A 26,361-nucleotide genomic window follows, 5' to 3' on the forward strand; every position below is an offset into this window, starting at 1 on the left:
TGCTTTATAAATTTATAAAACACCCTATCCTTTTAAATCATCTTTAAATTTATATATTAAAACTATTTATTTCTTTATTTGTTTTGATGATAATTCAGTAGCACTTACTATATATTCATCAAGTTTTCCACTATCTTTTAACTTCTTGATAGTTTTATTAACTTCTGCTACTAATTCAGGCTCGTTCTTTTTAACTGCTATAGCATTTCCGCCGCTTTCGTCATTAAAAGTAATATTAGTTAATTTTAAGTTATCACTAGATTTTACAGCCATCTCTGCAACTGGTTTTTCTGTAACTAGAGCATCGATTTTTCCACCCTTTAATTCTAAAATTAAACTATTTACATCTGCTAAAAATTTAGGATCTTTAGCTTTTATTACTTCGTTTGTTATATCAGCTTGAGTTGATCCAAGTTGTGCCCCAACTTTTTTATCTTTTAAATCATCTACAGTTTTAAACTTGTCTGCATTTTGAGAATTTGCAAGTACTGCATGCTGAGCTGTGTAGTAAATATCAGAAAAATCTACTCTCTTTGCTCTCTCAGGGTCTGGATTCATTCCTGAAATTATCATATCAACTTGTCCTGCTGGAAGTGCCCCTAAAAGTGAATTAAATTCCATCTCTTTTATAGTAAGCTTAACCCCTAAATCTTTAGCTATCTCTTTAGCTAAATCAACATCAAATCCTACTACTGTATCTTTTCCGTCTATCATTGCATGAAACTCATAAGGTGCATAATCAGCACTTAGCCCAACTACTAATTCGCCCTTATCTTTTATAGTTTGAAGCATATTCTTATCTTCTTTACTCCCAGTGCTTTCACTACTTCCACAAGCTACTAAACTAAAAGCCATAACTCCAACAAGTGCGATTCCCATTATTTTTTTTAATAATCCTTTTTTCATATTTTAAAACCCCCGTCTTATTTATTACTTATTGATTCATTTTTAACTTAGCATAATTATACACTATATTTATATTTTTATGCAAGTATTTTGTATATTTTTTTATTATTTATTTATTTTTATGCATATGTAAACTATTAACAACTCTTATACACAATTATTTCACATTCTTTTTATCACCAAAATATAGACCTATTTATATAATGTATTATCCAAAAACCCAAATATGTTAGGAGTTGATATTTTGAATAATGCTAAAAAACGTGATTTATTCCTAGGTGGAAATACATCAAAAGGTTTCTATAATTTATTTGATAATTTAATATCTCAAGAGGAAGCAAACAGAATAGTTTGTTTAAAAGGTGGGCCTGGTACTGGAAAATCTTCTCTAATGAAGAAAGTTGGATTTCACTTTTTAACTGAAGGCTATGACGTTGAATTATTTCACTGTTCATCTGATGACCAATCTCTAGATGGAGTTCTTGTTAAAGGCTTAAACGTTGCAATAGTAGATGGAACTGCACCTCATATAGTTGACCCTATAAATCCTGGTGCTGTTGATAATGTAGTTAATTTAGCTGACGGATTAGATTCAGATTCTATATCTAAAAATAAGAAAGAAATTATGGGCTATGCCTCTGAAATAGGCGATTGTTTTAAACGTGCATATACTTACTTTGGTGCTTGCAAGCATCTTTATGAGGATTGGATACATCTAAATGAACTTACTTTAGATGAAAATTCTATAGATAAATTTACAGAATCTCTTAAAAATATGATTTTACCTATAGCTAAAATATCTAATTTAGGAAAAGAGCGTCATTTATTTGCTACAGCTTTTACTCCAAATGGTATAGTATCTTACACAAAAAATATAGCTGAGAGCGTTACTACTAAATATATTATAAAAGGTGAACCTGGTCTTTATAAAAATACTGTCTTAAGAAATTTAGGAAGACTATCTCAAACTTATGGTTATAACGTTGAGTATTTCCATAATCCTCTAATCCCTTCTAAATTAGAGCATATAATTATTCCAGAACTTGGAGTTGGTGTTTTTAGTAGAAATGAATTATCTAAAGTAGATTTAGATGGCACTATTTATAACATGGAAGACTTCTGTGATAAGACTATGTTAAAGTCATTAAATGATGAAATAGAGTTTAATAAAATTGAATTAGATATTCTTTTAAATAAAGGCTTATCTTTAATAACTAAAGCAAAACTTATACACGATGAACTTGAAAAGTTCTATGTTTCTAATATGGATTTCAATCTTGTTAATGATTATTATAGCAAAATAGTTTCAAAATTCGAATCTTATAAATAATGCAAAATATGCTACAGATATAATTTAACTGTAGCATATTTTATAACATTAAACCTTGCCCTAATCCTATTCGAATAAAGCAAGTCTAATAAAACCTATATTCTTTAAAATTTACTGAAAATATAATTATATAAAGGAGAAATTATTATGATTGAAGACCAAAAGTCTTATAATAGAAAAATTCTTGGAAAGCTAGACTCTTTAGGCATCAAAATAAATAGAATTGAGAGACTTATTATAGACATAAATCTAGATGAAGATTCTATAATATATAGTAATGATTTACCTTTAGATTATTTAGAGCAAAGTATAATTTCAGCATCGCAAATACTAGGTGACTGATATTATAATTTCAAAAAATAAAAATAGGGCTTTGCACTAAAACTTTGTGCAAAACCCTGTTAATTTTAATTAATCTTCTTTTTTAATTACTGATAATCTGTGAAGTGCTCTAGTACACATAATATATTTAACTAAGTTTGGAGTTTCTAATTCGTCTTCTACTATTATAACTCCATCAAACTCAAGACCTTTTGCATAGTATGCAGGAACTAAAACTTTTCCACCTTTATATAAAATATCATTTCTATCAAAAGTAAGTATTTTTACTTTTCCTTTTAAAAGGTGTGAAATCTCTTTAAGGTCTTTTTTGTTTTTAGTTACTACAGCGATACTTGTAAGTCCATCTTCTTCATAATCTTCTATTAAGTTAACTATAGTGTCTACAAGTTCTTCTTTTCCTTTAACTTCTTCTTCTAAGACAGCTTCCCCGTTTCTAACTAAAGGAATTATTCTATCTTCATTTAGGAAGTTACTTGCATATTCCATAATTTGTTGAGTTGATCTATAACTTTTATTTAATGAGAAACTTAATAATTTATCATTAAATACTTCGTTTAAGTTAAGCATAGCTGGAACGTCACTAGTTTCTATAAGCCTTTGATTGCTATCTCCAACTATTGTGTAACTATTACAATCTGTAAGTTCTCTTAACACTTTAAATTGAATATAGCTGTAATCTTGTGCTTCGTCTATTACTATATGCTTATATTCTTTTGAAGTCTTTTTACCTTGAAGCTTAATCATTAGATAAAGTATTCCAGCTAAATCCATAAAGGTTAACTTTTCTGAATCAGTTATTCTTTTGTAGATAGTTACAACATTTTCTGTATCTATCCAGCTATTAAGCTCTTCTCTAGCATTCATAACTTCTCTTACTATTTCTCTAATTCTTAATCTTCTATGGAAATCTAAATTATTCTTTTCAAATATAACTTCGTCTTTAGGAAGTGATTCTAATTTTTTTAAGATAGAGCTATTTAGCATTCTTACAGCTTCGTCTCTCTTATCTTTTATTTTAGAAATTATAATTCTTTTAATCTTTTCACTTCTTCTAAATAAAGGCATATAAGCGTAATGCTTATTAAATAATTCTTCTATTTCTTCTTTTGATAAAATTTCTTCATTAAAGAAAGTAACAGGCTTAATTTTGAAGTAATTTAAACTCATATCTTCTATAGACGCGTCTAACTTTTCTAAGAATTCTTTTGAATTCTTTTCTTTATATTCATCTAAAGCTTCCTCATTACCTTTCATAGCTTCTTCTATGTAGTGAGAAAACTCTGTGAAATCTTCTTTTAAACCTATTTCTTTAGCTGCAAAACTTTCAAAAGTCATACTTTCTATTCCGTCTTCTCCAAGAGAAGGTAGAACTTGTGCTATATAATCCATAAATACATCGTTTGGTCCAAGGATTAATATCTTATCTCCAAATTGTTTTCTGTAATTATATAAAAGATATGAAACTCTATGAAGTGCTATAGTTGTTTTTCCAGAACCTGCAACTCCGTTAACTACAACCGCCTTATCTTTTGGCGCTCTAATTATTTCATCTTGCTCTTCTTGTATAGTCATAACTATATCTTTAAGCTTTTCTCCAGAGTTTGATGTTAAAACCATTTGAAGTATCTCATCTTTAACATCTATTGCAGAATCAAATATACCTTTTAAAGAACCATTTTTAACTATAAGCTGTCTTCTTCCAAGTATAGTTGCTTCTATGTCCCCAACAGGTGATTTGTAAGTAGATTCACCTAAACTACCTTTATAAAATAAAGATGCAATAGGAGCACGCCAGTCAACTATAACTGGCTCGAAGCTTTGTTCTTTAGTTAAGCCAAATCTTCCTATATAAAGCTCCTCTGCAATATTTTCTTCTCCTTCAGTAAATGTTACTTTACCGAAATAAGGTGATTCTTTAAGAGCAGTATATTCCTTTAGTTTTCTATCTATAGTTTTAAAAGCTTCCTCTTTTACGTAAGCTTCGTGGTCAAAGTAGTCAAGCACCTTATCCTCATCATCTCTATATTCTTCAATAACCTTTTTTCTATAATCTACTATATAGTCTGTAATATATTTTCTTTTTCCAAGATAGTTTAATATCTCTTCGTTTAATATGTTTAATGTTTCGTTTAAGTGCTTTTCTTCCATTAGGAAATCTAAATCTTTACTCACTCTAATCTCCTTCTTATCCTTTATTTGAATCGTCGTCCATTAATTTAAATGGTTCGTCTTCATCTGAACCTTTATCGTCGCCCTCTCTATCTAATTCTTCTAAATTTTTCTTTGCGATTTCAAGTGCGTGTTCTTTTTCTTCTGTGCTAGCTATTATCTTAGCTTCTTCTTCAGCCTTTTTCTTTTCTTCTTCCTCTTGAGCTTTTATTCTAGCTTTTAAGTCTTCTTCGGCTTTTTTCTTTTCTTCTAAGATAGCTTTCTTTCTCTCTCTAGCTTTTTCTCTTTCTTTTTTAACTTTTTCATCCTTCTCTTTTAATTCAGGATATTTTTCATATACTATATCCATAAATTCTTCACCGTAAATAGTTTCATTTTCTAGAAGGTATGCAGTTATTTTATCTAAAAGATCTCTATTTTCTTTTAAGATAGTTCTAGCTTTTTTGTGGCAAGTTCTTATTATTTCAAGTACTGCCATATCAACTCTAGTTGAAGTTTCTTCACTACAGTTTCTAACAGCTCTTCCATCTAAGTATCTGTTTTGGATTGACTCTAGAGCCATCATATCAAACTCATCTGTCATACCGTACATAGTTACTATACTTCTTGCAGTTTGTGTTGCTCTTTCTATATCGTTTGAAGCACCAGTAGACATTTGTTTAAATACCTCTTCTTCTGCACTTCTTCCTCCAAGCATAACTGCAATTTGATTCATAAGTTCTTCTTTAGATACTAAGTATTTTTCCTCTTCAGGTAATTGCATAGTATATCCTAAAGCTCCCATAGTTCTAGGAACTATAGTTATTTTATGAACTGGGTCTGTTCCATCAAGTAAAGCTGCAACAAGTGCGTGACCTACTTCGTGGTAAGCTACTGCATTTTGTTCCTTTTTAGAAAGTATTCTATCTTTCTTTTCTTTACCTGCAATTATATCTTCAACAGCTTCTCTTAAATCTTCTTGAGAAACTTCTTTTCTTCCTTCTCTTACAGCTCTAAGTGCACCTTCATTCATGATGTTTGCAAGGTCAGCCCCTACAGCACCTGGTGTACTTTTTGCTATTTCTTCTAAGTTTACATCTTCTGCAAGCTTAACATCTTTTGAGTGAACTTTAAGTATAGCTTCTCTTCCTGGAAGGTCAGGTCTATCTACTATAACTCTTCTATCAAATCTACCTGGTCTAAGTAATGCTTTATCTAAGATCTCTGGTCTATTTGTAGCAGCTAAAATAACTATCGCTTTGTTAGAGTCAAATCCATCCATCTCAGCTAGAAGTTGGTTTAGAGTTTGTTCTCTTTCATCGTTACTTTGAAGCTGACTATCTCTACTTTTACCTACTGCATCAATCTCATCTATAAAGATAATACAAGGTGCTTTTTCTTGAGCATCTTTAAATAGTTCCCTAACTCTTTTAGCACCAGCACCAACAAACATCTCAACGAAGCTTGAACCTGAAATTGAGAAAAATGGTACTTTAGCTTCTCCTGCAACAGCTTTTGCAAGAAGAGTTTTACCTGTTCCTGGAGGTCCTACAAGTAGAGCTCCTTTAGGTAATTTTGCTCCTATTTCTGAGTATTTTCTAGGGTTATTTAAGTAGTCAATAACTTCTTCTAAAGATTCTTTTGCTTCTTCTTGACCTGCAACGTCTTTAAAAGTTACCCCTATTTCGTCTTCCATATAAACTTTAGCGTTGTTTTTGCCCATAGACATAACGCCTCCGCCCATTTTTCCTGCCATTTTTGAGAATAATAATCTCCAAATTAAAAACATTACTAGAAGCATTACACCATTAATAAGTAATGATTCTAATATAGGCGATCTAGTAGGATTTTGACCTGTAAAATAAATTTTTGAATTTTTTAATTCTTGTATTAAATTAGGGTCTCCTAAATTCGCTGTATATAAAGTTTTCCCTTTTTCTGAACTAGTATCCTTTGGCGTTGCAATTAAGTTTTCTTGAGTTACTATAACCTTTGAAAATTCCTTGTTTTGTAGCATCTCTAAGAATTGGTTGTAGCCTATTTCTTTATTCATTGCATTATTTCTTATGTAGTTAAAAGAAAAAATTATAGCTACTGCAATTATGAAATAAATAATCCCTGTTTTGTTTCTTTTAGAACCATTATTCATATTGTTAAACTTATTGTTTAAGTTATCTTTTAAGTTGTTTTTGTTTGAAGCCATCTTTCCACCTCTTCCTATAGTTATTTTAGTTTTGGTTTAAAAACCCAATCTGGCTAAAAGGATAAATCCTAACTTGAGCTTTCCCTTGAATTTTATCAGCATCTATATAAGGGTTTTTCCAATACCTTGAGTCATATGAGTTTGCTCTATTATCTCCTAAGAAGAAATACTTTCCTTCTGGAACTACAAATTCCGCATAACTTTCCTTTGGATATTTTACGTAATCTTGGTTTATTTCTTTTCCATTTACATATACCTTACCTGCATTTATCTCTATCTTATCTCCTGGAAGTCCTATAAGCCTTTTTATAAGGGTTTTCCCAAGTTCATCAGAGTCAAATACAACTATATCACCTGTTTTAAGGTGCTCTGGATTATAAACTCTAGTAACTAAAAGTCTATCTCCTACATTTAAGGTAGGTTCCATAGAAGAACTAGGTATATATACTGGGAATATTAAAAACTTTTTAATTAAAAGTCCAAGTATTACTGCGCATACTATCGGTATACCCCAATCTAAAAGCGGATTCTTTTTTTTCACTTTGTTTTTGTTTCTTTCACTTCTAGATTCTAATTCCATAAATATCTACCTTTATATGCTTCATTAATTTTAATCAATCATTCCACATCCCTTCCATAAGCTGCTCTATTTCATTTTGTCTTTCTTTAGTTTTAACTTTATCAAAGTAGTATCCATCACCTTTTTTAATTAAAACATCTCCTTCTTTAGCAGCTGTTTTAATTTGGTTTTTAGATACATCTATAGTTTTCCCATCTTCTGTTTCTAAAACATAAAGCTCATTTTCAATTCTATCTAAAATAAACTTATCCATATACTACTCCCTATTATTATAATTCTCCTTTTTAAGTATATCACAAATTGCATCATTAATTCTAAACTAGAAAATTTTTTCACTTAAGATTAATAAATTAATTATTTTAGTTACACTATTTATATTTTATTTTTAAATTTATCATAAAAAATCATAATTAATGTTTTTTATGACCTACTACTTCTATACCTCTATAGTAATTCTAATTTACCCTACTAGATTGTTTTGCTTCTTTGTTGGTATTTTTAAATATTTGCGTGAATAGAGCCTATTTTTTATGTCCATAATCAAAATATCTAAAAAAGCAAAAAATTTTTCGAGGTGATATTATGGTACATACACAAACTTGTCCCCATTGTGATTCAAAACACTTTATTAAATACGGTAAATATAGGAATGTCCAAAGGTATCAATGTAAGGATTGTCTTAAAACTTTTAATGAAGGAACAGGGCTTGTCTGGCATAACACTAGAAAAAGTGTAGATCTTTGGGATAAATATACTCGCCTTATGTTATCTGGTGCTACTATAAGAGATTGCGCAGATAGATTAAATATTTGTATAGAGACATCCTTTAGATGGAGGCATAAGATACTAAAGCATATTGGAACTTATACAGATTCTAGAAGAACTCATATCGTTACCGCTATAAGACATACTAAGTTTTTAGAAAACTTTAAGGGTCAAAAGACTCCCCCTGTTTGCACTATTGCTAGAAGAAAAAATATCTTTGTAGCTACTACTATCAATAAAAACAATTACTCTCTAGCTAAGATATCCTTTGATTCTATGAGCCCTACAAAGGAATCTATAGATGGTTTATTAAATGCATTTAACCCTATATTTAATACTTATTTCCTGCCAGGTAAAGATAGGTTTTCTTACCTTGTATCGAAAAAGTTAAACTACACTCTTCATAAAAAGAAAGAATTAGAAATTTCTAAAGAAGAAGGGGAAAATTTACTTAGTAATTGTTCTGATTTTATATTGAATTTAAGAAGATGGCTTAGAAAATTTAGAAGCGTCGCTACAAAATATCTTCAAGTTTATTTAAATTGGTTCGTATATATTTACGAAGGATCTTATGAAAAGCATACTATTTTATCTAATTTAATAAGTTCTATTTTTTGTGTAAAAGTGATTTGATTATTCTTAGACTAACCCTTAATATAGATCTATCCTAAGAGCTTGTCCATCTAACTTCTACTTGTCTACTACGATCAAATTTTTATAGTTTGTCTAAATATTTTTTACTTGTCCAAAATTTCAAAAATTTAACCCTATATAGCGAAAATCCCTTGTACCAATAATATTTCGTAACAATGGTGTAGTTTTTTTAAATTGCTAACTTATAGTTATTACCTATACTCTATTATTTTAAAGTGAATTTCTACACCTTATGTCACCTTCACGTTTTTTTCAATTAAACTTTCACATTTAAAATAAAAAAAGCCTCTATATTAAATAGAGACATTTTCATTCTATACTTCCCATCTTATTAAAAGGGTATATTCTAATTTGTGCTTTCCCTTTTATAGCTTCTTTTTTAATATAAGGATTATCCCAATACCTCGCATCTTTAGAGTCTGCTCTATTATCTCCTAAAAAAAGATAAGAGCCTTCTGGAACTTCAAAATGTTCGTTTGTTTCTTTTGGAAACTTAACATAATCCTCTTCAATTTCTTTTCCATCTACAAAAACTTTTCCTGATTTAATATCTACTGTTTCTTTAGGTAACCCTATAACCCTTTTAATATAAACTGAATTTTCAAAGTTTGAATCAAAAATTAAGATATCTCCCCTTTTTATATTTTCAAAATTATAAATTCTACTAGCTACAAACTTATCCCCAGGTTCTATAGTAGGTTTCATAGAACCTGTAGGAACTTCAATATTAAACACTAAAAATTTGTTTATAAGTATAGCAATAGTTATAGCTAATGCTACAGGAAAAAACCACTCTAAAAATACCTTCTTAACCCCATTCATAAATAACCCTTTCAAAAATCTATAAATTAGATTACTTCATTTTTAATGATGTCTTCATAGCTCTCCCTTTTACAAACTAATTTAGCCTCTCCATCCATAACAGAAACTACAGCACCTTTTGGAATTTTGTTGTAATTGCTTGCCATAGAAAAACAATAAGCGCCAGTTGTAGGTATAGCTATTATATCTCCACTATTAATTTTAGGTAATCTTATATCCTTTATTAGAATATCACCTGACTCACAGCATTTTCCGCATATAGTCACTTCTTCTGTGATATCATCTAAAACATTATTAGATACTATGCATTCATATTCTGCATCATAAAGTGCAGTTCTTATATTATCTGTCATTCCACCATCTACAGATACATATTTTCTTACATCTTTTATATCTTTTATAGACCCTGCAGTATAAAGAGTTGTTCCTGCGTTCCCTACTATAGATCTACCAGGTTCTATAACAAGATTTGGAATTTCCATATTTAGATTATGACATACTTTTCTAGTTTTTTCCAATATAGCGTTGCAATATTCTTTTATTTTTTTTGGAGTGTCTCCTTCTACATAGTAAATTCCAAACCCTCCACCTAAATCTAGGTCTTTGATTGTATGCCCTGTTTCTTCTTTTATATCGTTAATAAAATTTAGCATAATTTCTGCAGCATCTTCAAAAGGCTCTAATTCAAATATCTGAGACCCTATATGACAATGAAGACCTGAAAGTTCTATGTTTTCATAACTTAAAACTTCTTTAACTGAATTTATAATATTATTATCTAAAGGAGTAAATCCAAATTTTGAATCTATCTGCCCTGTTTTTATATATTCGTGAGTGTGAGCTTCAACTCCTGGAGTTATTCTCATGTACACTTTTTGAATTTTGTCGTATTTTTTAGCTATTTTATCTAGGTTTTCTATTTCGTACATGTTATCAACAACAAATACTCCTACCCCTAGTTTTATTCCAAGTTCAATTTCTTCTAATGTTTTGTTGTTACCGTGAAATAACACTTTTTCTAATGGAAATTCAGATCTATATGCAGTATACAGTTCCCCACCTGAAACTACATCTAAATAAAGACCCTCCTCTTTTATAATCTTACACATCCAGCCTGTTATAAAGGCTTTCCCAGCGTAAGTTACCCTGTTTCCATTTTCCTCACATTTAAAACTATTAAAAAACTCTTTGCAGTTTTCTCTAATTAGTCCCTCATCCATAACATATAAAGGAGTTTTAAACTCCCTTGTAAGTTCCGTTGCTTTTACGCCCCCAATTAATAATTGATTTTCCTCTGTTTGCATACTACCAAATAATTTCATAGATTTTTCCTCCACTCTACTAAATTAAAACAAAACGTCACAGTTTAAAAAACTGTGACGGGTAATATCGTGTAATAAAGGTTCTAGAAATCCATTTATAAATATACTTTGCTTATTGATATATGCAACTTAAATATTTTTATAAAAGCATTTTACTAGCTCTCCTCTGTAGCACTCCACGTTATGTGACAGTTATGTACATATTATGCACATACCCAGCAATAAAATCTTGCAAAAATTTTAAAGCTTCGGCTATTGCTCCTTTCACTACTAATAAACGCTTGCCAGCTCTTAGCAGTTACTCTTAACTCTAGCACCTCTACCCTAGGTTTGTCTTCTTTTACCATTTTATTCAACTTTTATTCATTATGATACCATATTTAAAAATTAATTCAATACTTTTTTTTATTTTATTTAATTTCCCTCTTCTCTTTCTCTATAAATATCCATCCTATCACTCATAATTTCACTTGAATGTCTAGGTGTATATGTTATTGCATTTGCACCAGCTTCAATAGTTTCTTTTATAGTCTCGTCAGTCGGTCCCCCTGTTGCAATAATTGGGAAAAATGGAGCAATACTTCTAATTTTTTTAACTATATTTACTGTGTTTGCTCCTCCTGATACATTTAATATAGATGCACCAGAATTTATTCTAGCTTCTATATCTTCTTCTTCTGATACTACTGTAACAATTAAAGGCACGTCTATAGTTTCAGCTATCTTTTTAACTATATCATTTGGTGTTGGTTGGTTTACAACAACTCCAATAGCCCCTTTAAATTCTGCATCTAAAGCTAAGTTTATTACCCTTATACCACTTGTAAGTCCGCCACCTACGCCACAAAACACAGGTATATCTGCAGCTATCATAATAGCTTCTGTTATCTTTGGTTGTGGTGTAAATGGATAGACTGCAATTACAGCATCAGCATCAGTATTTTTAATCATTGCTACATCCGTGGAGAACAATATCGATTTAATCCTTCTACCAAATATGCTAATCCCACTACAGTCTCTAATTACTTTTGGAAGTCTAACCATATGGCTTCTTAAAACGCCATTAAACTCCGGTACAAACTTTTCCCTTTTCATCCAAATACACTCCTTTTCTTTCAAATTGGCTTAAACTTTATTATATACCCTAATTATCTCTTTGAAAATATTTTTTTCTCCTAAATCCACATTTTTTCTAGCAAATACTCCATTCCTTTAATATAATATTATTAAAGCTATTTTTTTTGGAGGTGCTTATTATTGAATTTAAGGAGTAAGTTTTCTAATCCTTATCTCGTATTTACCATTATATACCTTTTTATGATTATTGTCGCATTTTTTTTAGATAGTCCGTATGAGATTCTAAACGGTCTAAAAAATATAATACTTACACCAGATATACTTATAACAGATTATATCGAAATTGGTGGTGTAGGGGCGACTCTTGTAAACGCAGCTTTAACTAGTTTAATCTGCACATTTATCCTTATAAAACTTAAAATCAAAGCAAACGGTTCTACAATCATAGCTCTTTGGCTTATGACAGGATTTTCGTTTTTTGGTAAAAATCTTTTGAATATTTGGCCGATAATGATAGGTGTTGCACTTTTTGCAAGATATCAAAAGCAACCCTTACTTAACTATTCCTTAGTTATGATGTTATCGACTACACTAGCTCCAACTTCAAGTCAACTTTCATTTGTTTCTGATAATATTTTTGTAAGTTTAGCTTGTGGTTCGGTTCTTGGGATATTTATAGGGTTTATTTTATCGCCTATTGCTACCCATTGTATTTCAGCACACGGTGGCTTTAACCTTTATAATATAGGTTTTGCAAGTGGGCTTTTAGCAACACTTGTTATGTCTGCTTTTAGATCTTTTGGAATAAATTTTGAAGCTAGATTAATTTGGGATAGAGATAATTCACTTATTTTATCTATTCTATTAATTATTATATGTATTTATTTAATAATAATCGGGTTTTATATTGGAAATAATAACATAAATAACTTAAAATCTTTAGTTAAACATCCTGGAAGATTAGTTTCTGACTTTTATATTCTTTACGGAGGAACAGCTTATATAAATATGGGGCTAGTTGGAATTTTTTCAACCCTATATATTTTAGTTTTAGGCGCTGATATAAACGGACCTATTATAGCTGGAATTATGACAATCATGGGCTTTGGGGCTTTTGGTAAACACTTAAAAAATATAATCCCAGTAATGCTAGGTGCAACTCTTGCAGCTATTATTTATCCAGAACCAGTTTATAGTCCTAGCCTTTCTCTTGCAATACTTTTTAGTACTTGCCTTGCTCCTATATCTGGTAAGTTCGGATACAAAATAGGTATACTTTCTGGAATACTTCACGTATTTTTAGTTATGAACGTTGGCTACTTACACGGAGGTTTAAACCTTTATAATAATGGTTTAGCAGGAGGCTTAGTCGCAATGATACTTATACCTTTAATTACAACATTTAAAAAGGACGTGAAAAAAGATGAAGTTTAAAATCGAAAGAAATCTAAAAATAATCAACGAATTAATGTCTTATTGTTATCATTATGATTGCAAAAACGTAACTGTAAATATGCACACAGCAGAAGATAATGCCTTTTCTAATATTTATATAGAGGCAATAATATACGACTTTAAAGAAGAACCTTTAGAGATGCTAAAAAATTCATTAAACACTCAAAGGCAGCACGAAATAGAAGAGTATTATTGGCACTTAGGTGGAGATAGCGAATTTGATTCTGCTTTAACTTTAGTTGGAATGATGGTAGATACGGCTAATGTTTCTTACACAGATAACTTACTTAGAATTGATATTTTAAGAAAAGAAGGTGTTTAAACTTTGGATAAAGATATTATAATAAGTAAAACACGTGACTTTGTATACGAAAAACTAAAAAACGAAGGAAGTGGGCACGACTTTTTTCATATCGAGAGAGTTTATAACCTTTCTTTAAAGCTCGCTAAAGAAGAAAATGCGGACGAATTTATAGTAAGTTTAACTGCACTCTTACACGATATAGGAGATCACAAATTCACAAAAGACAATTTAACCGATACTTCCTTAATCGAAGAATTTTTAAAAAGCTTGTCTTTACCTAAAGAAGATATAGAAAAAATAACTTCTATAATAAATACTATGTCTTTTAAAGGCGGAGTTACAGACTCCTTTCAGCAAACTATAGAAGGAAAAGTAGTTCAAGATGCTGATAGATTAGATGCTATAGGCGCTATAGGAATAGCTAGAACCTTCACCTACGGAGGATATAAAAATCGTATTTTATACGATCCAGAAATTTTGCCTAAAGAACATAAAACTTTAGAATCATTAAATGAAGATAATACTACTATAAATCACTTTTACGAAAAATTATTAAAGCTAAAAGATTTAATGAATACTGAATCTAGTAAAAAAATAGCTTTAAAAAGACATAAATTTATGGAAAGCTTTTTAGAAGAATTTTATGAAGAATGGAACTACAAATAAAAACTCCTAAATTTCTTAGGAGTTTTTTCTATAAATTCTTTAATTTAAGTATTTCTTTTACAGCCTTTTTCCCTATTTCATCTTCGCTCATTTGATTTAATGCATCTTTTAATTTACACCAAGATGCACCCTCTACTTCACTAGATTTTTTAAGGTCTCCACTTACGTACTCAGCCATATATGTTATCATAAATAAATCTTTATCACGAACAAAATCCGAACCTAAATATCTTACATTATCTACAACAAGACCTGTTTCTTCTAATGCTTCTCTTTTTACTGTATCTTCAGCGCATTCGTTTTGGTCTACATATCCTGAAAGAAGCACTTTTGAATTTTTGTATATGTAACTTTGCTTAAGTAATAAAATACTATCATCTTTTACTATACCAACAACTATACAAGGCTTTGGGACATCAAAATATAAAATATCATCATCTGGGCAATAAGGTACTATTCCTTCATCCCAACAGTTAAAATCTACTAATCGTCTCCCACACTTTGTGCAATATTTATGTTTCATAAATCTTCTCCCCTATAATACATTAATTTACTCTATTATAGTTTAAATAGGTTTTTATTTCTATAATACTAATTTTACTTCTTTATCTATTTCTATACCATCTTCAAAAACTTTGCACTCATAAACAAAAATATCTACTCCATTTTTATAAGCTTCTTTTAAGCACTTAGAGAATTTTTTATCCGTTTCCTCATTAGGTGAAAATTCTTTCATTCCATCCATTTGAAGTAAAAATAAAACTCCAGCACCCATACCTTCTTTTTTCACATCTATAAGTTCTAAAAGATGTTTTGCTCCTCTTTCTGTCGGTGCATCTGGGAATTTGCAAAATCCAGACTCTTCTAAAGTTACACCTTTAACTTCTAAATAATACGTCTCACCTAAATCATTTATAAGTTTAAAATCAAATCTGCTTTTCCCAAAAGTCTTTTCTTTTGCTATATTTTTATATTCTTTTAATTTTTCTATTTTACCATTTTGAAGAGCTTCATAAACTACTTTGTTTGGAATTTGTGAATCTATATTTATAAGTTTTCCATTTTTATAAACAGAAACTAAATCATATTTAGTTTTTCTAGTTTCATTATCTTCTTTTCTAAGAATTACAGTTGCACCTTGGACTAATAACTCTTTACATCTTCCTGTATTTGGAACATGCACAGTTATAATTTCATCATTTAATTTTACTAATGCATTAAATCTATTAGGTCTTTCTACAAATTTCGCAAATTCTATCTTTTTATTATATTTCATTTTTATCTCCTTTTATGTTAATAACTTACACTTGTCCACATTTCAACAGTAGTTATCCACAGAATTGTGGATAATGTTCGTAATTTTCCGCCTTTTCTTATTCTATTCTATAATTAATTTTAACTGATAATCTTTATTTCTACAATATCCATCATATTATCAAGAGAACAAATATTCCTACCATATATGGTATATAGTTATTTTTCGACAAATGTGTTTATTATTTAACCTCCCCTTTAAAGTTATCCACATTTTAACGTTTTTTATCCACATTTTCAACATAACCTAGTATTAATGCGAGCTAAGCTTGTTGATAATATTACCATTACATTTTTTTACATTTAAGTCTAACCTTAATATTTTCTTAACATCTTAGCTTTTCCTTAACTATTTCTTAGCTATATTGCTTTGTATAATAGTGAATGTTATATTGTAGTCATCAACTCATTAAATAAGAGGTGTTTTTATGGATACACAATTAAAAAAAGGAGTTTTAGAACTCTGCGTATTATCAGTTGCCTCTAAAGGTGATTGTTATGGATATGAATTAATATCAGAAATATCTAAGTATATTTCTATCTCAGACGGAACTATCTACCCTATACTTAGAAGACTTACAAAAGAAGGTGTCTTCACAACTTATCTTCAAGAATCACAAGAAGGTCCACCTAGAAAATATTATAGGTTAACAAAGGAAGGCTTTATAAAAAAAGAAAAATTAGAACTTGAATGGTTAACTTTTCAAAACGCAATAAACAATTTAGTTATAGGAGGATATAAAAATGACTAAAAGTGAATTTTTAAATATTTTAGCAGATGGTCTTAAGGATTTTCCTCAAAAGGAATTGTCTGATATCTTATTTGATTACCAAGAGCATTTTACTAATGGATTTCAAAACGGCAAAACTGAAGAAGCGATTATAGAAGAACTTGGAAGCCCCTACGATATAATACATCAATATAGAAGTTCTTATATTGAAAAGGTTGAAACTGAAGGCTACACACCTAAAGAAGAATTTAATCCTTTTAACAAAGACAAAATAAATGATGTAAAGTTTGAAGAAGTTTTAGAAGAAGATAATTCTTCAACTAAAGAGGAAGAAAAAAAAGAAAGTAAATTTCAAAATAATTTTACAAAGAAAGCAAAATCTAAAGTTAATGATGCAGTTAATGCAGTATCAAAGATGAGTGTCCCAAGATTAATTATAGGGATATTAATAGCTATATTTTTAGCTCCATTTGCTTTTAGTATAGGCCTTGCTTGTTTCTCTCTTCCATTTGGATTTGCATTTAGTGCAATAGCATCTGTGATTGGAATATTTTGCGTAGGGTTTTTAGATGTAACATTACACCTTATAGGTTTCACTGTTATACCACCATTTATAACAGATTTTCCTACAAGTTCCCTTGTATTTCTACTTATAGGGCTATCACTTCTTTTAATATTACTTACAATGATAAGTTATTATATTTCAAAAGCAATTATACTGTTTATAGTAAGGATTTATAAGAAATTAATTAAAGGAGGAAATAATAATGAGTAAAAAACCACTTATCAAAAAGAAGTTTAAATTTACAATGCTAGGCTTACTTATAGCTTCAATAATTTCCTTTTTAATTTCATTTACAATACTTTATTCAAGTGATTATAAATTAAGTAACTATACTAGTTATTTTGAAGAGATGGGATATTCTTTAAATGATTTTCTAACTAATGGTGAATTTTCAGTATACGGATTTAAATATAACAAAACTGGAACCTTTGATCTTTTCAAAGAAGATGTTGATACTATAAACTTTAATTCAGGTAATTATGATATACACCTATACCCTAGCGGTGATTACAGTTTAAAGACTTATTTTAGTGCAAAAGGATTAAGCACTGATAAAAATCCTCTAGACGCTAGTAAATGGAACTTTAAATATGATAAAAAAGATAAAACTTTAAATATTTCACTTGATGTAAATATAGATAATAATTTTAATACTGACCATTCAAACTATAATATAGATTTTTATATTCCTACTAAATATAAAAATAAAATAAAAATAAATTCTACATCAGGAAATATTAATATATTTTCAAATTCTGAAAACAATTTAGATTTAGCATCAGATAGTGGAAGGATATCAGTAGATTCTGTTAATGAAGTAACTGCTACTACAAGATCTGGTAATATAGATTTAGATGGACACATAAAGAAATTTACTGTCTCTTCTGACTCAGGAAATATAACAAACTTTGCATCTGATTATAACTTTGGAAAAATCAAATCAAAGTCTGGTGATGTTAATTCAAGTCTTTACGCTAAAAATAGTTTAGATATTAAAACTGAATCTGGAAACATAACCTTAGATACCCATGGAGATATATACCCTTATTCAATTTCAGCTGAAACTAAAAGCGGGAATATTTCAAATTCAAATGAAGATATTATAAACTCTCCTTATAGAATAAATAAAGGAAAGATTAAAATAAATGTTAATTCCCACAGTGGAAATATAACTTTTAATCAATAGTTTTTAGACTCCTATTATAGTAAAATATTCATTAAGAAATATTTTATATGATAGGAGTTGATTATTTTGAAGAAAAAATTTATTATAATTTCTTTTGATGCTGTAGACACTAAAGATTTTGAAACTTTAAAAACTTTTAAAAATTTCAAAAGGCTAATAGAGAATTCTTCATATTCAAATAAAGTTGAATCAGTATACCCTTCTTTAACTTACCCTGCACACGTTAGTATATCTACAGGAAAGCTACCTAATAGACACGGTATAATAAATAATATAAAAATTCAACCAAATAGAAAAAGCCCTGATTGGTTTTGGCAAAGAAAAGATATAAAAGCTACAACTATTTACGATGCAGCCTTTAAAAAAGGTCTTAGAACTTGCGCTCTACTTTGGCCAGTTACAGGTAAAGCTAAAACTCTAAATATAAACGTACCTGAAATATTTCCAAATAGACCTTGGGAAAATCAAATTATGGTATCAGCTAGTAATGGAAGTTTATTTATGCAACTTAAATTAAATAAGCTATTTGGAAACTTAAGAAAAGGTATAGAGCAGCCCTATTTAGATAATTTCACATTTGAAAGCTTTAAATATATCCTTTCAAATGATTTAGCAGACTTTTTCTTAATTCACTTAACAGATGTAGATACAAAAAAACATCACTTTGGAACTGAATCTAAAGAGGTAGAATCTGCACTTAAAAGACATGATAATAGACTTGGTGAATTATTTAATATATTAGATGAAAATAATATTTTTGAAGATAGCACTATTATAGCTTTAGGAGACCACAGCTTTAAAAATGCACATTCTGTAGTTAAGTTAAATAAACTTTTCTTAGATAATGGTTTATTAAAAGTAAATTCTAAAGGAAATATAACTTCTTATACTGCATTTTCAAACTTTTGCGATGGTTCTTCTTACATTTATTTAAATAAAAAAGATAACGAAACTAGATTTAAAGTGCTTAATATATTAAATGATTTTTCAAAGAAAAATAACGATTGTATAAAAACAATATATACTAAAGCTGAAATAAGAGATTTTGGTGGAGATAAAAATGCCGACTTTATGCTAGAAGCTAAGGATGGTTATTATTTTATAAACGAAACTTTAGGTTCTGTAATAGAAAATACAGGCTCTAAATACGATAAGGCAACTCACGGCTACTTCCCAAAAGACGATGACTATAAAACTATATTCATAGCTAAAGATAGCCGTTTTAAGAAAAATAATGATTTAGGACCTATCCATTTAGTAGATGAAGGTGCTACTATATTCGATTTACTAAATTACGATATTTCATTATTAGATGGAAAAAGTTTATTATAAAAAAATGTCTAAAGAAATTTTTCTTTAGACATTTTTTTTAATCATCTTTATAATCATTCATCTTTAATTTTAGTATATATTCCTCTTCTTCTTTTTTAGTTAAGCTTAAAAACTTTTTAATCCAAAGCTCTTCTTTATCTTTTAGAAATGTAGTTATAGTCTCCCCTGTATTTTCATCAATAATTGTACTGTTTTCCCAGTATTCAAGACTAAACCTACAATAACATTTCAAAACTAAATTTTCCTTATCTTTAAGTAATAATCCTATTTTAAAACAATCCCTAGTTTCTAGGTATTTATAAAACTGAAGTACATTAGTTGCTACAGTTTTATAATAATAAAACTTATCCTTAAAAATACAATTTGATGATTTTGAAAATTCAGTGATTTTTTCTAAATCTCTAGTCTTTTGAAATAAATACTCTTTTCCGTAATTGTACACATACAAAGTATATAAATCTAGCTTCATATACTCTCCTAATATAAATTTCTATTATAAGATTATATATTTTTTTTATCTCTTTTATGTATAATTCAAAACATTTAACACAAACTATAAATAGATTAACTGGAGGTGTTTATATGGATACAAAAATGGTTGGTAATTTACCAAAAAATATTAACGAAGTTGTCCCTACTCCAAAAGATAACGCTCACACTATCTGCAAAGTTTTAAATAAAAGTGGAACTATTGTAGGTTATGAGTTTGAAGACGGAAAAAGAGTCGACAAAGACGAAGCCGTTAAACTTGCAAAAGACGGAATGATTAATGGTGTTGGAGTAGCAGTTTCAAAGTTTGGTGATGAATATTTAAGAACATTACCTGACGGAACTGAAAGCAACAATTTATCTAGCCTACCTCAAATTTCTGTTTAACATAAAAATAAGGTACATTAGAATTAATCTTCTAATGTACCTTATTTTATTTTGTCTATAATTAACAATAATATTCTAATATTTTACAATTTATACACACTAAAATTTTGCATCCATGTTATGATATAAATATACATAAACCATGAACACCTTGCTTGAATATCTATATGATATTTAAACCAGGTGCTCATTTTTTATGCGTAAAATTCTATAAAACTTACAAATTTCTTAAAAATGGTATTTTTATTTATATAAAATATGAATATATACTAAATTTAACCGTTTAGTAATTGACTTTAGTGCCTATTTTTAAATAGAATTTTTATAAGGACATATTTTAGGAGAAGCGTAATGAAAAGATTTTTTGATTTTATAGTTAGTTTAGCACTAAACTTAATATGGTTTTCATTTTGGTTGTACTCTCTTGTAATCTCTACAAATATTCCAATTAGGATTTCAGAGACTCAGTTTACAACTACTGTAGGGTTAATGGTAGGTTTTTTATTAGTAATGTCTATTTATCTTTTAAAATTTTCTAAAATACCAAAGCTTTCTTGTACTTTTCTTATACTTGAAATGCTACTTTGGTTTATATCTTTTAAAGATGATTCTTTAGTTATAATCCAAACGCCTTCTGATGTAATGAATTCAAATATTGCTGCAACTGGCTTATTAGTTACAACAATCCTTTTATTCTTTGCCTATAGAAGAGTAGTCGTATTAAAGAAATTAAAAAGAAAAAATAAATTAAAGACTATATCAGATAGAAGAAAAGAAGAACTATCTTCAAACGATGAAAATAAAAAAGCGAGTTAAAAAAGTGAGTAGAATTTAAATTCTACTCACTTTTTCTTATGCTCTTCTTTTCTTAAGAACCATAAATAATCCTATGATAATACTTCCTACCCCTAAATAAATATATTTATTTTCGTAACCTGTTTTAGGTAATATTTTCACTATCTCTTTTTGTTCTTCTTTCTTAACTTCTTCTTTTATATCTTTTTCTTTGTTATCTATTGATTTAGTATCTTTTTTATTTTCTTCTACTATTTTTTCTTCTTTTCTTACCTCTTTATTTGTAGGTTTTACATCCTTTTCTATCTTAGGTATAGGGTTTTCGTTTTTATAAGTAGTTTTTGTTTTATCCTCTTCTACTATAGGATCATTTTCTGCTGTTATTATTTTAGTTTTTCCTAAATCATCAAAGGTTACATCGAAGAATAATTTTTCATCGTCTTTCTTATAGCCTTCAGGTGCTTTTATCTCTTTAAAATAATACTTACCAGGTCTTAACTTTTCTTTTGATAATCCTTCACCATTTTTAAGTGTAGTTACTTCTTCGATTAAATTATCTTTTTCATCGTATAAACCGTATATAGCACCTTCTAAATTAGTTCCATTAAAGCTATCTTTTTTAATTAATTTAACTTGGCATTTTTTAATATTGTTTTTAGCTTGTATGAATATAGGTTTATCTGAATCTTTAAGTTCTATATTAAATTCATGCTTTGAATTATCTAGTTCATAACCTTTAGGCGCTTCTGTTTCAACAAAATAATACTTTCCTGGTCTTAGATTATCTACTTTTATATTTCCGTTTTCATCTGTAGTGTATTCTGAAATTTCACCAAGGTTATTAAATAGTTTAAACTTAGCTCCTTCAAGTTTTGAAAGTGTTTCTGAATCTATTTTTGTTAGAGTTACTGACCCTAAAATTATATCGTCTTTAGCTATTATATTTTTAATTGTTTTATCTTCACCTAAAAGTATCTTAAAAGGATATTTAGTAGTATTTAAGTTATATCCTTCCGGTGCCTCTATCTCTTTAAAATAATAATCTCCTGGTCTTAAAATTTTATCTGTAGTTACTTCTCCGTCTTTTCCTGTTTTAACTGTACTTATTAAATTATCATTTGAATCATATAATCCATATTTAGCACCTTGTATTTTTTCTGAAGTAGAGCTATCTATTTTAGTTAATTTAACCTCACTTAATATAACAGAGTCCTTAACTACTATTTCTTTATTTAAATTATCTAAGTCTATTTTTAAAGGAATCTTTTCAGTATTTAAATTATATCCTTTAGGCGCTTTAATCTCTTTGATATAATAGTCTCCAGGTCTTACTTTTGACGTAAATTCTCCCTTTCCTAAACTATTACTCTTAGCTTCTTCGATTAGATTATCATTAGAGTCATATAATCCATATACAGCACCTTCTAGCTTTTCTAAAGTATTATAATCTTCTTTAATAAAGCTTACATTTCCCTTTTTGATATTATTTTTTATTTCTATATTTATTTCTTTTTTTGAATTTGATAATTCTACTTTAAAACTATGTTTTGAACTATCTAATTCGTACATCTTTGGAGAAACTTTCTCTACAACATAATAATTACCAGGTCTTAAATTATCAAAAGTTAATGTGCCATCTTTACCTGTCTTTAAACTTCCTATTAAATCATTATCTTTATATAATTCAAAAATAGCACCTTCTAACTTTTCTTTTGTTTCGCTGTCTACCTTAGTAACTTTAAGAGCGCTAGTTACTATAAAATCTTTAGCTTTTATAGTAGTTACTTTACCTGCATCTTTTAAACTTATATCAAACTTATATTTTAAGTTATTTAAATAATAACCCTTAGGTGGAGTTATCTCCTTAAAGTAGTAACTTCCTGGTCTTAAAACCTTACCTGTTACCCCTTCACCATTTTTATCTGTAGTTACTTTTTCTAGTAAATTATCAGATAAATCGTAAACTCCATAAACTGCCCCTTCTAATTTTTCATCAGTTTTTTCATCAACTTTAATTAGTTTTGCAGAGCTTAATATCGCTGAATCTTTTGCAACTAATCTATTTTTATCTACATTATTTTTTGAGTCTATATTAAATGCAAGCTTTTCATCACTAATTTTATAACCAACTGGAGCCTCTAGCTCTTTGAAATAATAACTACCAGTTCTAAGTCTTTCGTTTATTATTCCCTCACCATTTTCATTTGTAGTAACTTCTTTTATAAGGTTATTATTTGAGTCATATAAACCGTACTTTGCCCCTTCTAAAGGCTTGTTAGTATAATCATCTAATTTAACTAGTGCTATTTCATTTTTTAAAATATCATTTTTAACTACTAAATTAGATACCTTATCTGTTTCCCCTAAAGTTATAGTGAAATTATTTTTAACATTACTTAGTTCATATCCGATTGGTGCTTTAGTTTCTATAAAATAATAATTTCCCGGCACTAAATCTTCTGCCTTTATCTCTCCGTTTTTATCTGAAGTAAAACTACCTGTTTTAACTTCTTTTGAATCATCGTTTATTTTAAACAAATCAAAGGCAGCACCTTCTAATTTTGCGTTTGTTTCTTTATCTTCCTTAGTTAAAATAACTTTTCCAAGCTTAACATCATTTAAAGCTACAACTTCTATCTTTTTATCTACTTCACCTTTAATAATTTCAAAGTTATATTTATCATTTGAAATATTATATCCTTTAGGCGCTATACTTTCTTTGAAGTAATATTTTCCTGGTCTTAAATTATCTATATTTATTTTTCCGTCTTCATCTGTTTTTGATGTATTTATAACTTCATCTTTATCGTTATATAATTTAAAACTTGCTCCCTCTAAAGGCTTTTTAGTTATACTATCTTCCTTAGTTAAAGTTACAGAACCTGTTTTTATATTGTTTTCAATATCTTTTAATTCTAAAGTAGTTCCTATATCTTTATTAGATACTTTGAAACTTATTTCTTTATTATCTAAATTATATCCCTTTGGTGCCTCTACTTCTTTTAAGTAATAATCACCAGAGCTATCTAAATCTCCTTTAACAATTCCATTCTCATCAGAAACTAAAGTTTTTACAAGGTTCTTATCCTTATCTAGAACTTCAAACTTTGCTCCACTTAAAGGAGCTTTAGTTAAACTATCTATTTTTTTAAAAGAAAAAGCATAACCTTTTTTAGTTTCTACTTTGTTTGTATTAGTTTTATCAATTGTAGCTACGTTTTGTATAGTAGTACCATTTGGAACTTTACTAAAATCTGCTTTGATTTTTATTGAAAGATCCTCGCCATACTCTATAGAACCTTTATCATTTACTACAGTTATCTTATTTCCTGAAGTACTTGCAGTAAACTCTTTAGGAACTTCTATATCTAAAATCTTTAATCTACTATCTAGATTATCTTCTATTTTAAGATAATTTTGATTAAAATATCCAAAGCAATCAAAATCAATAGTATAATTAACTATTTGATCGTCGCCTTTTAAAATTTCAGTCTTATCTACTATCTTTTTAGCATTTATTGCTCCTGCATTTCTCTCATAACTTATAGTTGCATCTGATTCTTGATTTTTACCACTATAAGTTATAGTTGCATCATTTTTGTATTCTTTATATCTATCAATTACTTTAAGTTTATAATTTACAGTATAATTTTTATCAGAATTTCCAAAGTCTATAGTTAACTTTCCATTTTCTATTTTTGTTTTATCTTTAAAATTATCTGTAACCCATGAAAAATTGCCATTTTCATCTATTTGATAAATGCTTAAAGAATTTTTAACTATTTCCATTCCCTTTGGAAAAACATCTTCTAACAGGGCATTTTTCATATTTCCGTTATTAGGATTTACTGAAATTTTATAATTAACTATATCTCCAGTATTACTTACATAATAAGAATTAGTTCCATCTTCATTTTCAACTCTATTTTCACTAGTGTAACCTTTTGAAATCATATCATTTTTTGTAATAGGCCTTACTATAGTTGAACTCTCTATTTTAGGCTTATTATATTGAGTTAAAGAAGAAGTGTTTATATACTTGTCTAACTCTTCTGTATATCTTGTTGAATACTGAATTCTATATTTGTTATTTGTATCTCCAAAATTTATATTTAAAGTATCAACCCCTGGGGCTGTTCTATTTCTAAATTCACTTGTTACTTCTCTCTCTCTTCCACCATTAGATTCTTCAAATATTTTTATTGAATCTTTTAAAAGGGTACTTCCTTTTGGTAACTTATCACTAAAAACAGCATTATACATAGTGTCATATTTTTCGTTAACATATACTGTGTATTTTTGAACCTTACCTAGTGCAGGTTTACTTATATTTGCTAAAAGTTTACCGTCTTCATAAGAAAATGCACCATCAACACTTTTTATTAATTGTCTATCAGCTACTCCACCACTCGCACCTTTATTTGGATCTGGTACTATTTGCACATCTAGAGTTTTAACTATTCCACTAACATTTACAGTTACCTTTTCATCTATAGGCTTGTCTACGTCTTTTGCATTTGCTTTTATAGTTAAGTATCCAGCTAAAGCTGTTTCTGCACCTTTTCCAAACACAGCCTTAACAGTATTTCCTGAAACAGTAACTTCTTTAAAATGCTCTTTAGGATAAGATGGTTTTATATCTGTAAAATCCTTTGGTAATTCAAATTCTAAAACATCTCCTTCTTTTAAAGACCCTTGTCCTCCTGTAACCCTATACTCTAATTTAAACTCTATCTGCTTTCCTGACTCTACCTTATCTTTATTGCTAGTTATAGAAATTTCTAAATTATTATTAATATTATTCGGCGCTGCGTTTGCTATAATATTTGGAAATAATAAACTAACTAAAAAATTTAAAGTTATAAAAATTGATAAGTACTTAAAAAACCTTTTCCTTTTGTTACTCATATAAGTTCTCCTCTCTTATTTTTCTTCCGTAAAAAAAATCGGCTAATCTTTTTTAAGTAATCTTTTTTGATTCCTTAAAT

Annotated in this window: 24 protein-coding genes and 1 riboswitch; of the genes, 12 read left to right on the forward strand and 12 right to left on the reverse strand. The window is 28.6% G+C overall.

Annotated elements, in window-relative coordinates; all coding sequences use genetic code 11:
• Positions 1-66 precede the first annotated feature (66 nt).
• Positions 67-906: a transporter substrate-binding domain-containing protein gene (locus M4I33_RS02640; protein WP_257915325.1), complete on the reverse strand. Its 840-nt coding sequence runs from the start codon at positions 904-906 to the stop codon at positions 67-69.
• 244 nt (positions 907-1,150) lie between these two features.
• On the opposite strand from M4I33_RS02640, the gene M4I33_RS02645 reads away from it, so the two are divergent.
• On the forward strand, positions 1,151-2,236 hold the full coding sequence (locus M4I33_RS02645) for an ATPase (protein ID WP_257915326.1): 1,086 nt from the start codon (positions 1,151-1,153) through the stop codon (positions 2,234-2,236).
• A gap of 147 nt (positions 2,237-2,383) precedes the next feature.
• Entirely contained in the window at positions 2,384-2,578 is a 195-nt protein-coding gene (locus tag M4I33_RS02650) for a hypothetical protein (RefSeq protein ID WP_257915327.1), read from the forward strand.
• Between the two features lie 69 nt (positions 2,579-2,647).
• Here the strand turns inward: M4I33_RS02650 and M4I33_RS02655 are convergent, their stop codons facing one another.
• From M4I33_RS02655 to M4I33_RS02670, 4 genes are read right to left on the reverse strand one after another with little or no spacing between them, the layout of a single operon-like run.
• Positions 2,648-4,750, reverse strand: a complete 2,103-nt coding sequence (locus tag M4I33_RS02655; protein ID WP_257915328.1) for a UvrD-helicase domain-containing protein — start codon at positions 4,748-4,750, stop codon at positions 2,648-2,650.
• Between the two features lie 13 nt (positions 4,751-4,763).
• Positions 4,764-6,929 (reverse strand): ATP-dependent zinc metalloprotease FtsH, encoded by a 2,166-nt coding sequence (gene ftsH, locus M4I33_RS02660; RefSeq protein ID WP_374707686.1) that lies wholly within the window; start codon positions 6,927-6,929, stop codon positions 4,764-4,766.
• Positions 6,930-6,954: 25 nt separating this feature from the next.
• Complete coding sequence (gene lepB, locus M4I33_RS02665; protein WP_257915329.1) at positions 6,955-7,509, reverse strand: signal peptidase I; 555 nt, start codon at positions 7,507-7,509, stop codon at positions 6,955-6,957.
• Positions 7,510-7,543: 34 nt separating this feature from the next.
• On the reverse strand, positions 7,544-7,762 hold the full coding sequence (locus tag M4I33_RS02670; protein WP_257915330.1) for a DUF3006 domain-containing protein: 219 nt from the start codon (positions 7,760-7,762) through the stop codon (positions 7,544-7,546).
• Positions 7,763-8,091: 329 nt separating this feature from the next.
• Here M4I33_RS02670 and M4I33_RS02675 point away from each other — a divergent pair, with 329 nt between their 5' ends.
• Positions 8,092-8,907: a hypothetical protein gene (locus tag M4I33_RS02675; RefSeq protein ID WP_257915331.1), complete on the forward strand. Its 816-nt coding sequence runs from the start codon at positions 8,092-8,094 to the stop codon at positions 8,905-8,907.
• A gap of 330 nt (positions 8,908-9,237) precedes the next feature.
• Here M4I33_RS02675 and lepB (M4I33_RS02680) read toward each other — a convergent pair whose 3' ends face one another.
• From lepB (M4I33_RS02680) to M4I33_RS02690, 3 genes are all read right to left on the reverse strand, one after another.
• Complete coding sequence (gene lepB / locus M4I33_RS02680) at positions 9,238-9,750, reverse strand: signal peptidase I (protein ID WP_257915332.1); 513 nt, start codon at positions 9,748-9,750, stop codon at positions 9,238-9,240.
• Between the two features lie 26 nt (positions 9,751-9,776).
• Positions 9,777-11,072: a diaminopimelate decarboxylase gene (gene lysA, locus M4I33_RS02685; RefSeq protein WP_257915333.1), complete on the reverse strand. Its 1,296-nt coding sequence runs from the start codon at positions 11,070-11,072 to the stop codon at positions 9,777-9,779.
• Between the two features lie 161 nt (positions 11,073-11,233).
• A riboswitch (Lysine riboswitch) is annotated at positions 11,234-11,402 on the reverse strand.
• Between the two features lie 84 nt (positions 11,403-11,486).
• Positions 11,487-12,167 carry a hydrolase gene (locus M4I33_RS02690; protein ID WP_257915334.1) on the reverse strand — a complete coding sequence of 227 codons (681 nt, stop codon included), beginning with the start codon at positions 12,165-12,167 and terminating at the stop codon, positions 11,487-11,489.
• Between the two features lie 162 nt (positions 12,168-12,329).
• On the opposite strand from M4I33_RS02690, the gene M4I33_RS02695 reads away from it, so the two are divergent.
• The 3 genes from M4I33_RS02695 to M4I33_RS02705 are packed head-to-tail and all read left to right on the forward strand — an operon-like array spanning position 12,330 to position 14,574.
• Positions 12,330-13,583 (forward strand): DUF1576 domain-containing protein, encoded by a 1,254-nt coding sequence (locus M4I33_RS02695; protein WP_257915335.1) that lies wholly within the window; start codon positions 12,330-12,332, stop codon positions 13,581-13,583.
• Entirely contained in the window at positions 13,573-13,926 is a 354-nt protein-coding gene (locus tag M4I33_RS02700; RefSeq protein WP_257915336.1) for a hypothetical protein, read from the forward strand. Before M4I33_RS02695 ends, M4I33_RS02700 begins: the two co-directional genes overlap by 11 nt.
• Before the next feature lie 3 nt (positions 13,927-13,929).
• A complete protein-coding gene (locus M4I33_RS02705; RefSeq protein WP_257915337.1) occupies positions 13,930-14,574 on the forward strand; it encodes an HD domain-containing protein in 645 nt (214 codons plus the stop codon).
• A 28-nt stretch (positions 14,575-14,602) separates the two neighbouring features.
• On the opposite strand, the gene M4I33_RS02710 is transcribed toward M4I33_RS02705, so the two are convergent.
• Both M4I33_RS02710 and sfsA read right to left on the reverse strand, forming a co-directional pair.
• Positions 14,603-15,097 carry an NAD(+) diphosphatase gene (locus tag M4I33_RS02710; protein WP_257915338.1) on the reverse strand — a complete coding sequence of 165 codons (495 nt, stop codon included), beginning with the start codon at positions 15,095-15,097 and terminating at the stop codon, positions 14,603-14,605.
• A 60-nt stretch (positions 15,098-15,157) separates the two neighbouring features.
• Entirely contained in the window at positions 15,158-15,850 is a 693-nt protein-coding gene (gene sfsA, locus M4I33_RS02715; protein WP_257915341.1) for a DNA/RNA nuclease SfsA, read from the reverse strand.
• Positions 15,851-16,316: 466 nt separating this feature from the next.
• On the opposite strand from sfsA, the gene M4I33_RS02720 reads away from it, so the two are divergent.
• The 4 genes from M4I33_RS02720 (at position 16,317) to M4I33_RS02735 (ending at position 19,702) form a co-directional block, all read left to right on the forward strand.
• Entirely contained in the window at positions 16,317-16,640 is a 324-nt protein-coding gene (locus M4I33_RS02720) for a PadR family transcriptional regulator (protein ID WP_194192380.1), read from the forward strand.
• Positions 16,633-17,394 carry a DUF1700 domain-containing protein gene (locus tag M4I33_RS02725; RefSeq protein ID WP_257915342.1) on the forward strand — a complete coding sequence of 254 codons (762 nt, stop codon included), beginning with the start codon at positions 16,633-16,635 and terminating at the stop codon, positions 17,392-17,394. Before M4I33_RS02720 ends, M4I33_RS02725 begins: the two co-directional genes overlap by 8 nt.
• Positions 17,387-18,370 carry a DUF4097 domain-containing protein gene (locus M4I33_RS02730; RefSeq protein ID WP_257915343.1) on the forward strand — a complete coding sequence of 328 codons (984 nt, stop codon included), beginning with the start codon at positions 17,387-17,389 and terminating at the stop codon, positions 18,368-18,370. The genes M4I33_RS02725 and M4I33_RS02730 overlap by 8 nt, the downstream gene beginning before the upstream one ends.
• 66 nt (positions 18,371-18,436) lie before the next feature.
• Entirely contained in the window at positions 18,437-19,702 is a 1,266-nt protein-coding gene (locus tag M4I33_RS02735) for an ectonucleotide pyrophosphatase/phosphodiesterase (protein ID WP_257915344.1), read from the forward strand.
• A 37-nt stretch (positions 19,703-19,739) separates the two neighbouring features.
• Here M4I33_RS02735 and M4I33_RS02740 read toward each other — a convergent pair whose 3' ends face one another.
• Positions 19,740-20,171: a hypothetical protein gene (locus tag M4I33_RS02740; protein WP_257915345.1), complete on the reverse strand. Its 432-nt coding sequence runs from the start codon at positions 20,169-20,171 to the stop codon at positions 19,740-19,742.
• A 113-nt stretch (positions 20,172-20,284) separates the two neighbouring features.
• Between M4I33_RS02740 and M4I33_RS02745 the strand changes: the two genes are divergently transcribed.
• Both M4I33_RS02745 and M4I33_RS02750 read left to right on the forward strand, forming a co-directional pair.
• The gene (locus tag M4I33_RS02745) at positions 20,285-20,578 is read left to right on the forward strand and encodes a DUF3892 domain-containing protein (RefSeq protein ID WP_257915346.1); all 294 of its coding nucleotides are present in this window, start codon (positions 20,285-20,287) and stop codon (positions 20,576-20,578) included.
• A gap of 351 nt (positions 20,579-20,929) precedes the next feature.
• Positions 20,930-21,394 carry a hypothetical protein gene (locus M4I33_RS02750; protein WP_257915347.1) on the forward strand — a complete coding sequence of 155 codons (465 nt, stop codon included), beginning with the start codon at positions 20,930-20,932 and terminating at the stop codon, positions 21,392-21,394.
• Between the two features lie 36 nt (positions 21,395-21,430).
• Here the strand turns inward: M4I33_RS02750 and M4I33_RS02755 are convergent, their stop codons facing one another.
• Positions 21,431-26,281 (reverse strand): SpaA isopeptide-forming pilin-related protein, encoded by a 4,851-nt coding sequence (locus M4I33_RS02755; RefSeq protein ID WP_257915349.1) that lies wholly within the window; start codon positions 26,279-26,281, stop codon positions 21,431-21,433.
• Between the last annotated feature and the right edge of the window lie 80 nt (positions 26,282-26,361).

The sequence above is a fragment of the Clostridium sp. LY3-2 genome, assembly GCF_024705715.1.
Classification (GTDB): Bacteria; Bacillota; Clostridia; order Clostridiales; family Clostridiaceae; genus Clostridium.

Bases quoted from the DNA above. Each gene is read 5' to 3' on its own strand.
- lepB (WP_257915332.1), bottom strand. From the start codon at position 9,750: ATGAATGGGGTTAAGAAGGTATTTTTAGAGTGGTTTTTTCCTGTAGCA.
- M4I33_RS02670 (WP_257915330.1), bottom strand. From the start codon at position 7,762: ATGGATAAGTTTATTTTAGATAGAATTGAAAATGAGCTTTATGTTTTA.
- lysA (WP_257915333.1), bottom strand. From the start codon at position 11,072: ATGAAATTATTTGGTAGTATGCAAACAGAGGAAAATCAATTATTAATT.
- M4I33_RS02690 (WP_257915334.1), bottom strand. From the start codon at position 12,167: ATGAAAAGGGAAAAGTTTGTACCGGAGTTTAATGGCGTTTTAAGAAGC.
- M4I33_RS02750 (WP_257915347.1), top strand. From the start codon at position 20,930: ATGAAAAGATTTTTTGATTTTATAGTTAGTTTAGCACTAAACTTAATA.
- M4I33_RS02700 (WP_257915336.1), top strand. From the start codon at position 13,573: ATGAAGTTTAAAATCGAAAGAAATCTAAAAATAATCAACGAATTAATG.
- M4I33_RS02640 (WP_257915325.1), bottom strand. From the start codon at position 906: ATGAAAAAAGGATTATTAAAAAAAATAATGGGAATCGCACTTGTTGGA.
- M4I33_RS02675 (WP_257915331.1), top strand. From the start codon at position 8,092: ATGGTACATACACAAACTTGTCCCCATTGTGATTCAAAACACTTTATT.
- M4I33_RS02720 (WP_194192380.1), top strand. From the start codon at position 16,317: ATGGATACACAATTAAAAAAAGGAGTTTTAGAACTCTGCGTATTATCA.
- M4I33_RS02730 (WP_257915343.1), top strand. From the start codon at position 17,387: ATGAGTAAAAAACCACTTATCAAAAAGAAGTTTAAATTTACAATGCTA.
- M4I33_RS02725 (WP_257915342.1), top strand. From the start codon at position 16,633: ATGACTAAAAGTGAATTTTTAAATATTTTAGCAGATGGTCTTAAGGAT.
- ftsH (WP_374707686.1), bottom strand. From the start codon at position 6,929: ATGGCTTCAAACAAAAACAACTTAAAAGATAACTTAAACAATAAGTTT.
- M4I33_RS02755 (WP_257915349.1), bottom strand. From the start codon at position 26,281: ATGAGTAACAAAAGGAAAAGGTTTTTTAAGTACTTATCAATTTTTATA.
- M4I33_RS02740 (WP_257915345.1), bottom strand. From the start codon at position 20,171: ATGAAGCTAGATTTATATACTTTGTATGTGTACAATTACGGAAAAGAG.
- lepB (WP_257915329.1), bottom strand. From the start codon at position 7,509: ATGGAATTAGAATCTAGAAGTGAAAGAAACAAAAACAAAGTGAAAAAA.
- sfsA (WP_257915341.1), bottom strand. From the start codon at position 15,850: ATGAAATATAATAAAAAGATAGAATTTGCGAAATTTGTAGAAAGACCT.
- M4I33_RS02745 (WP_257915346.1), top strand. From the start codon at position 20,285: ATGGATACAAAAATGGTTGGTAATTTACCAAAAAATATTAACGAAGTT.
- M4I33_RS02710 (WP_257915338.1), bottom strand. From the start codon at position 15,097: ATGAAACATAAATATTGCACAAAGTGTGGGAGACGATTAGTAGATTTT.
- M4I33_RS02650 (WP_257915327.1), top strand. From the start codon at position 2,384: ATGATTGAAGACCAAAAGTCTTATAATAGAAAAATTCTTGGAAAGCTA.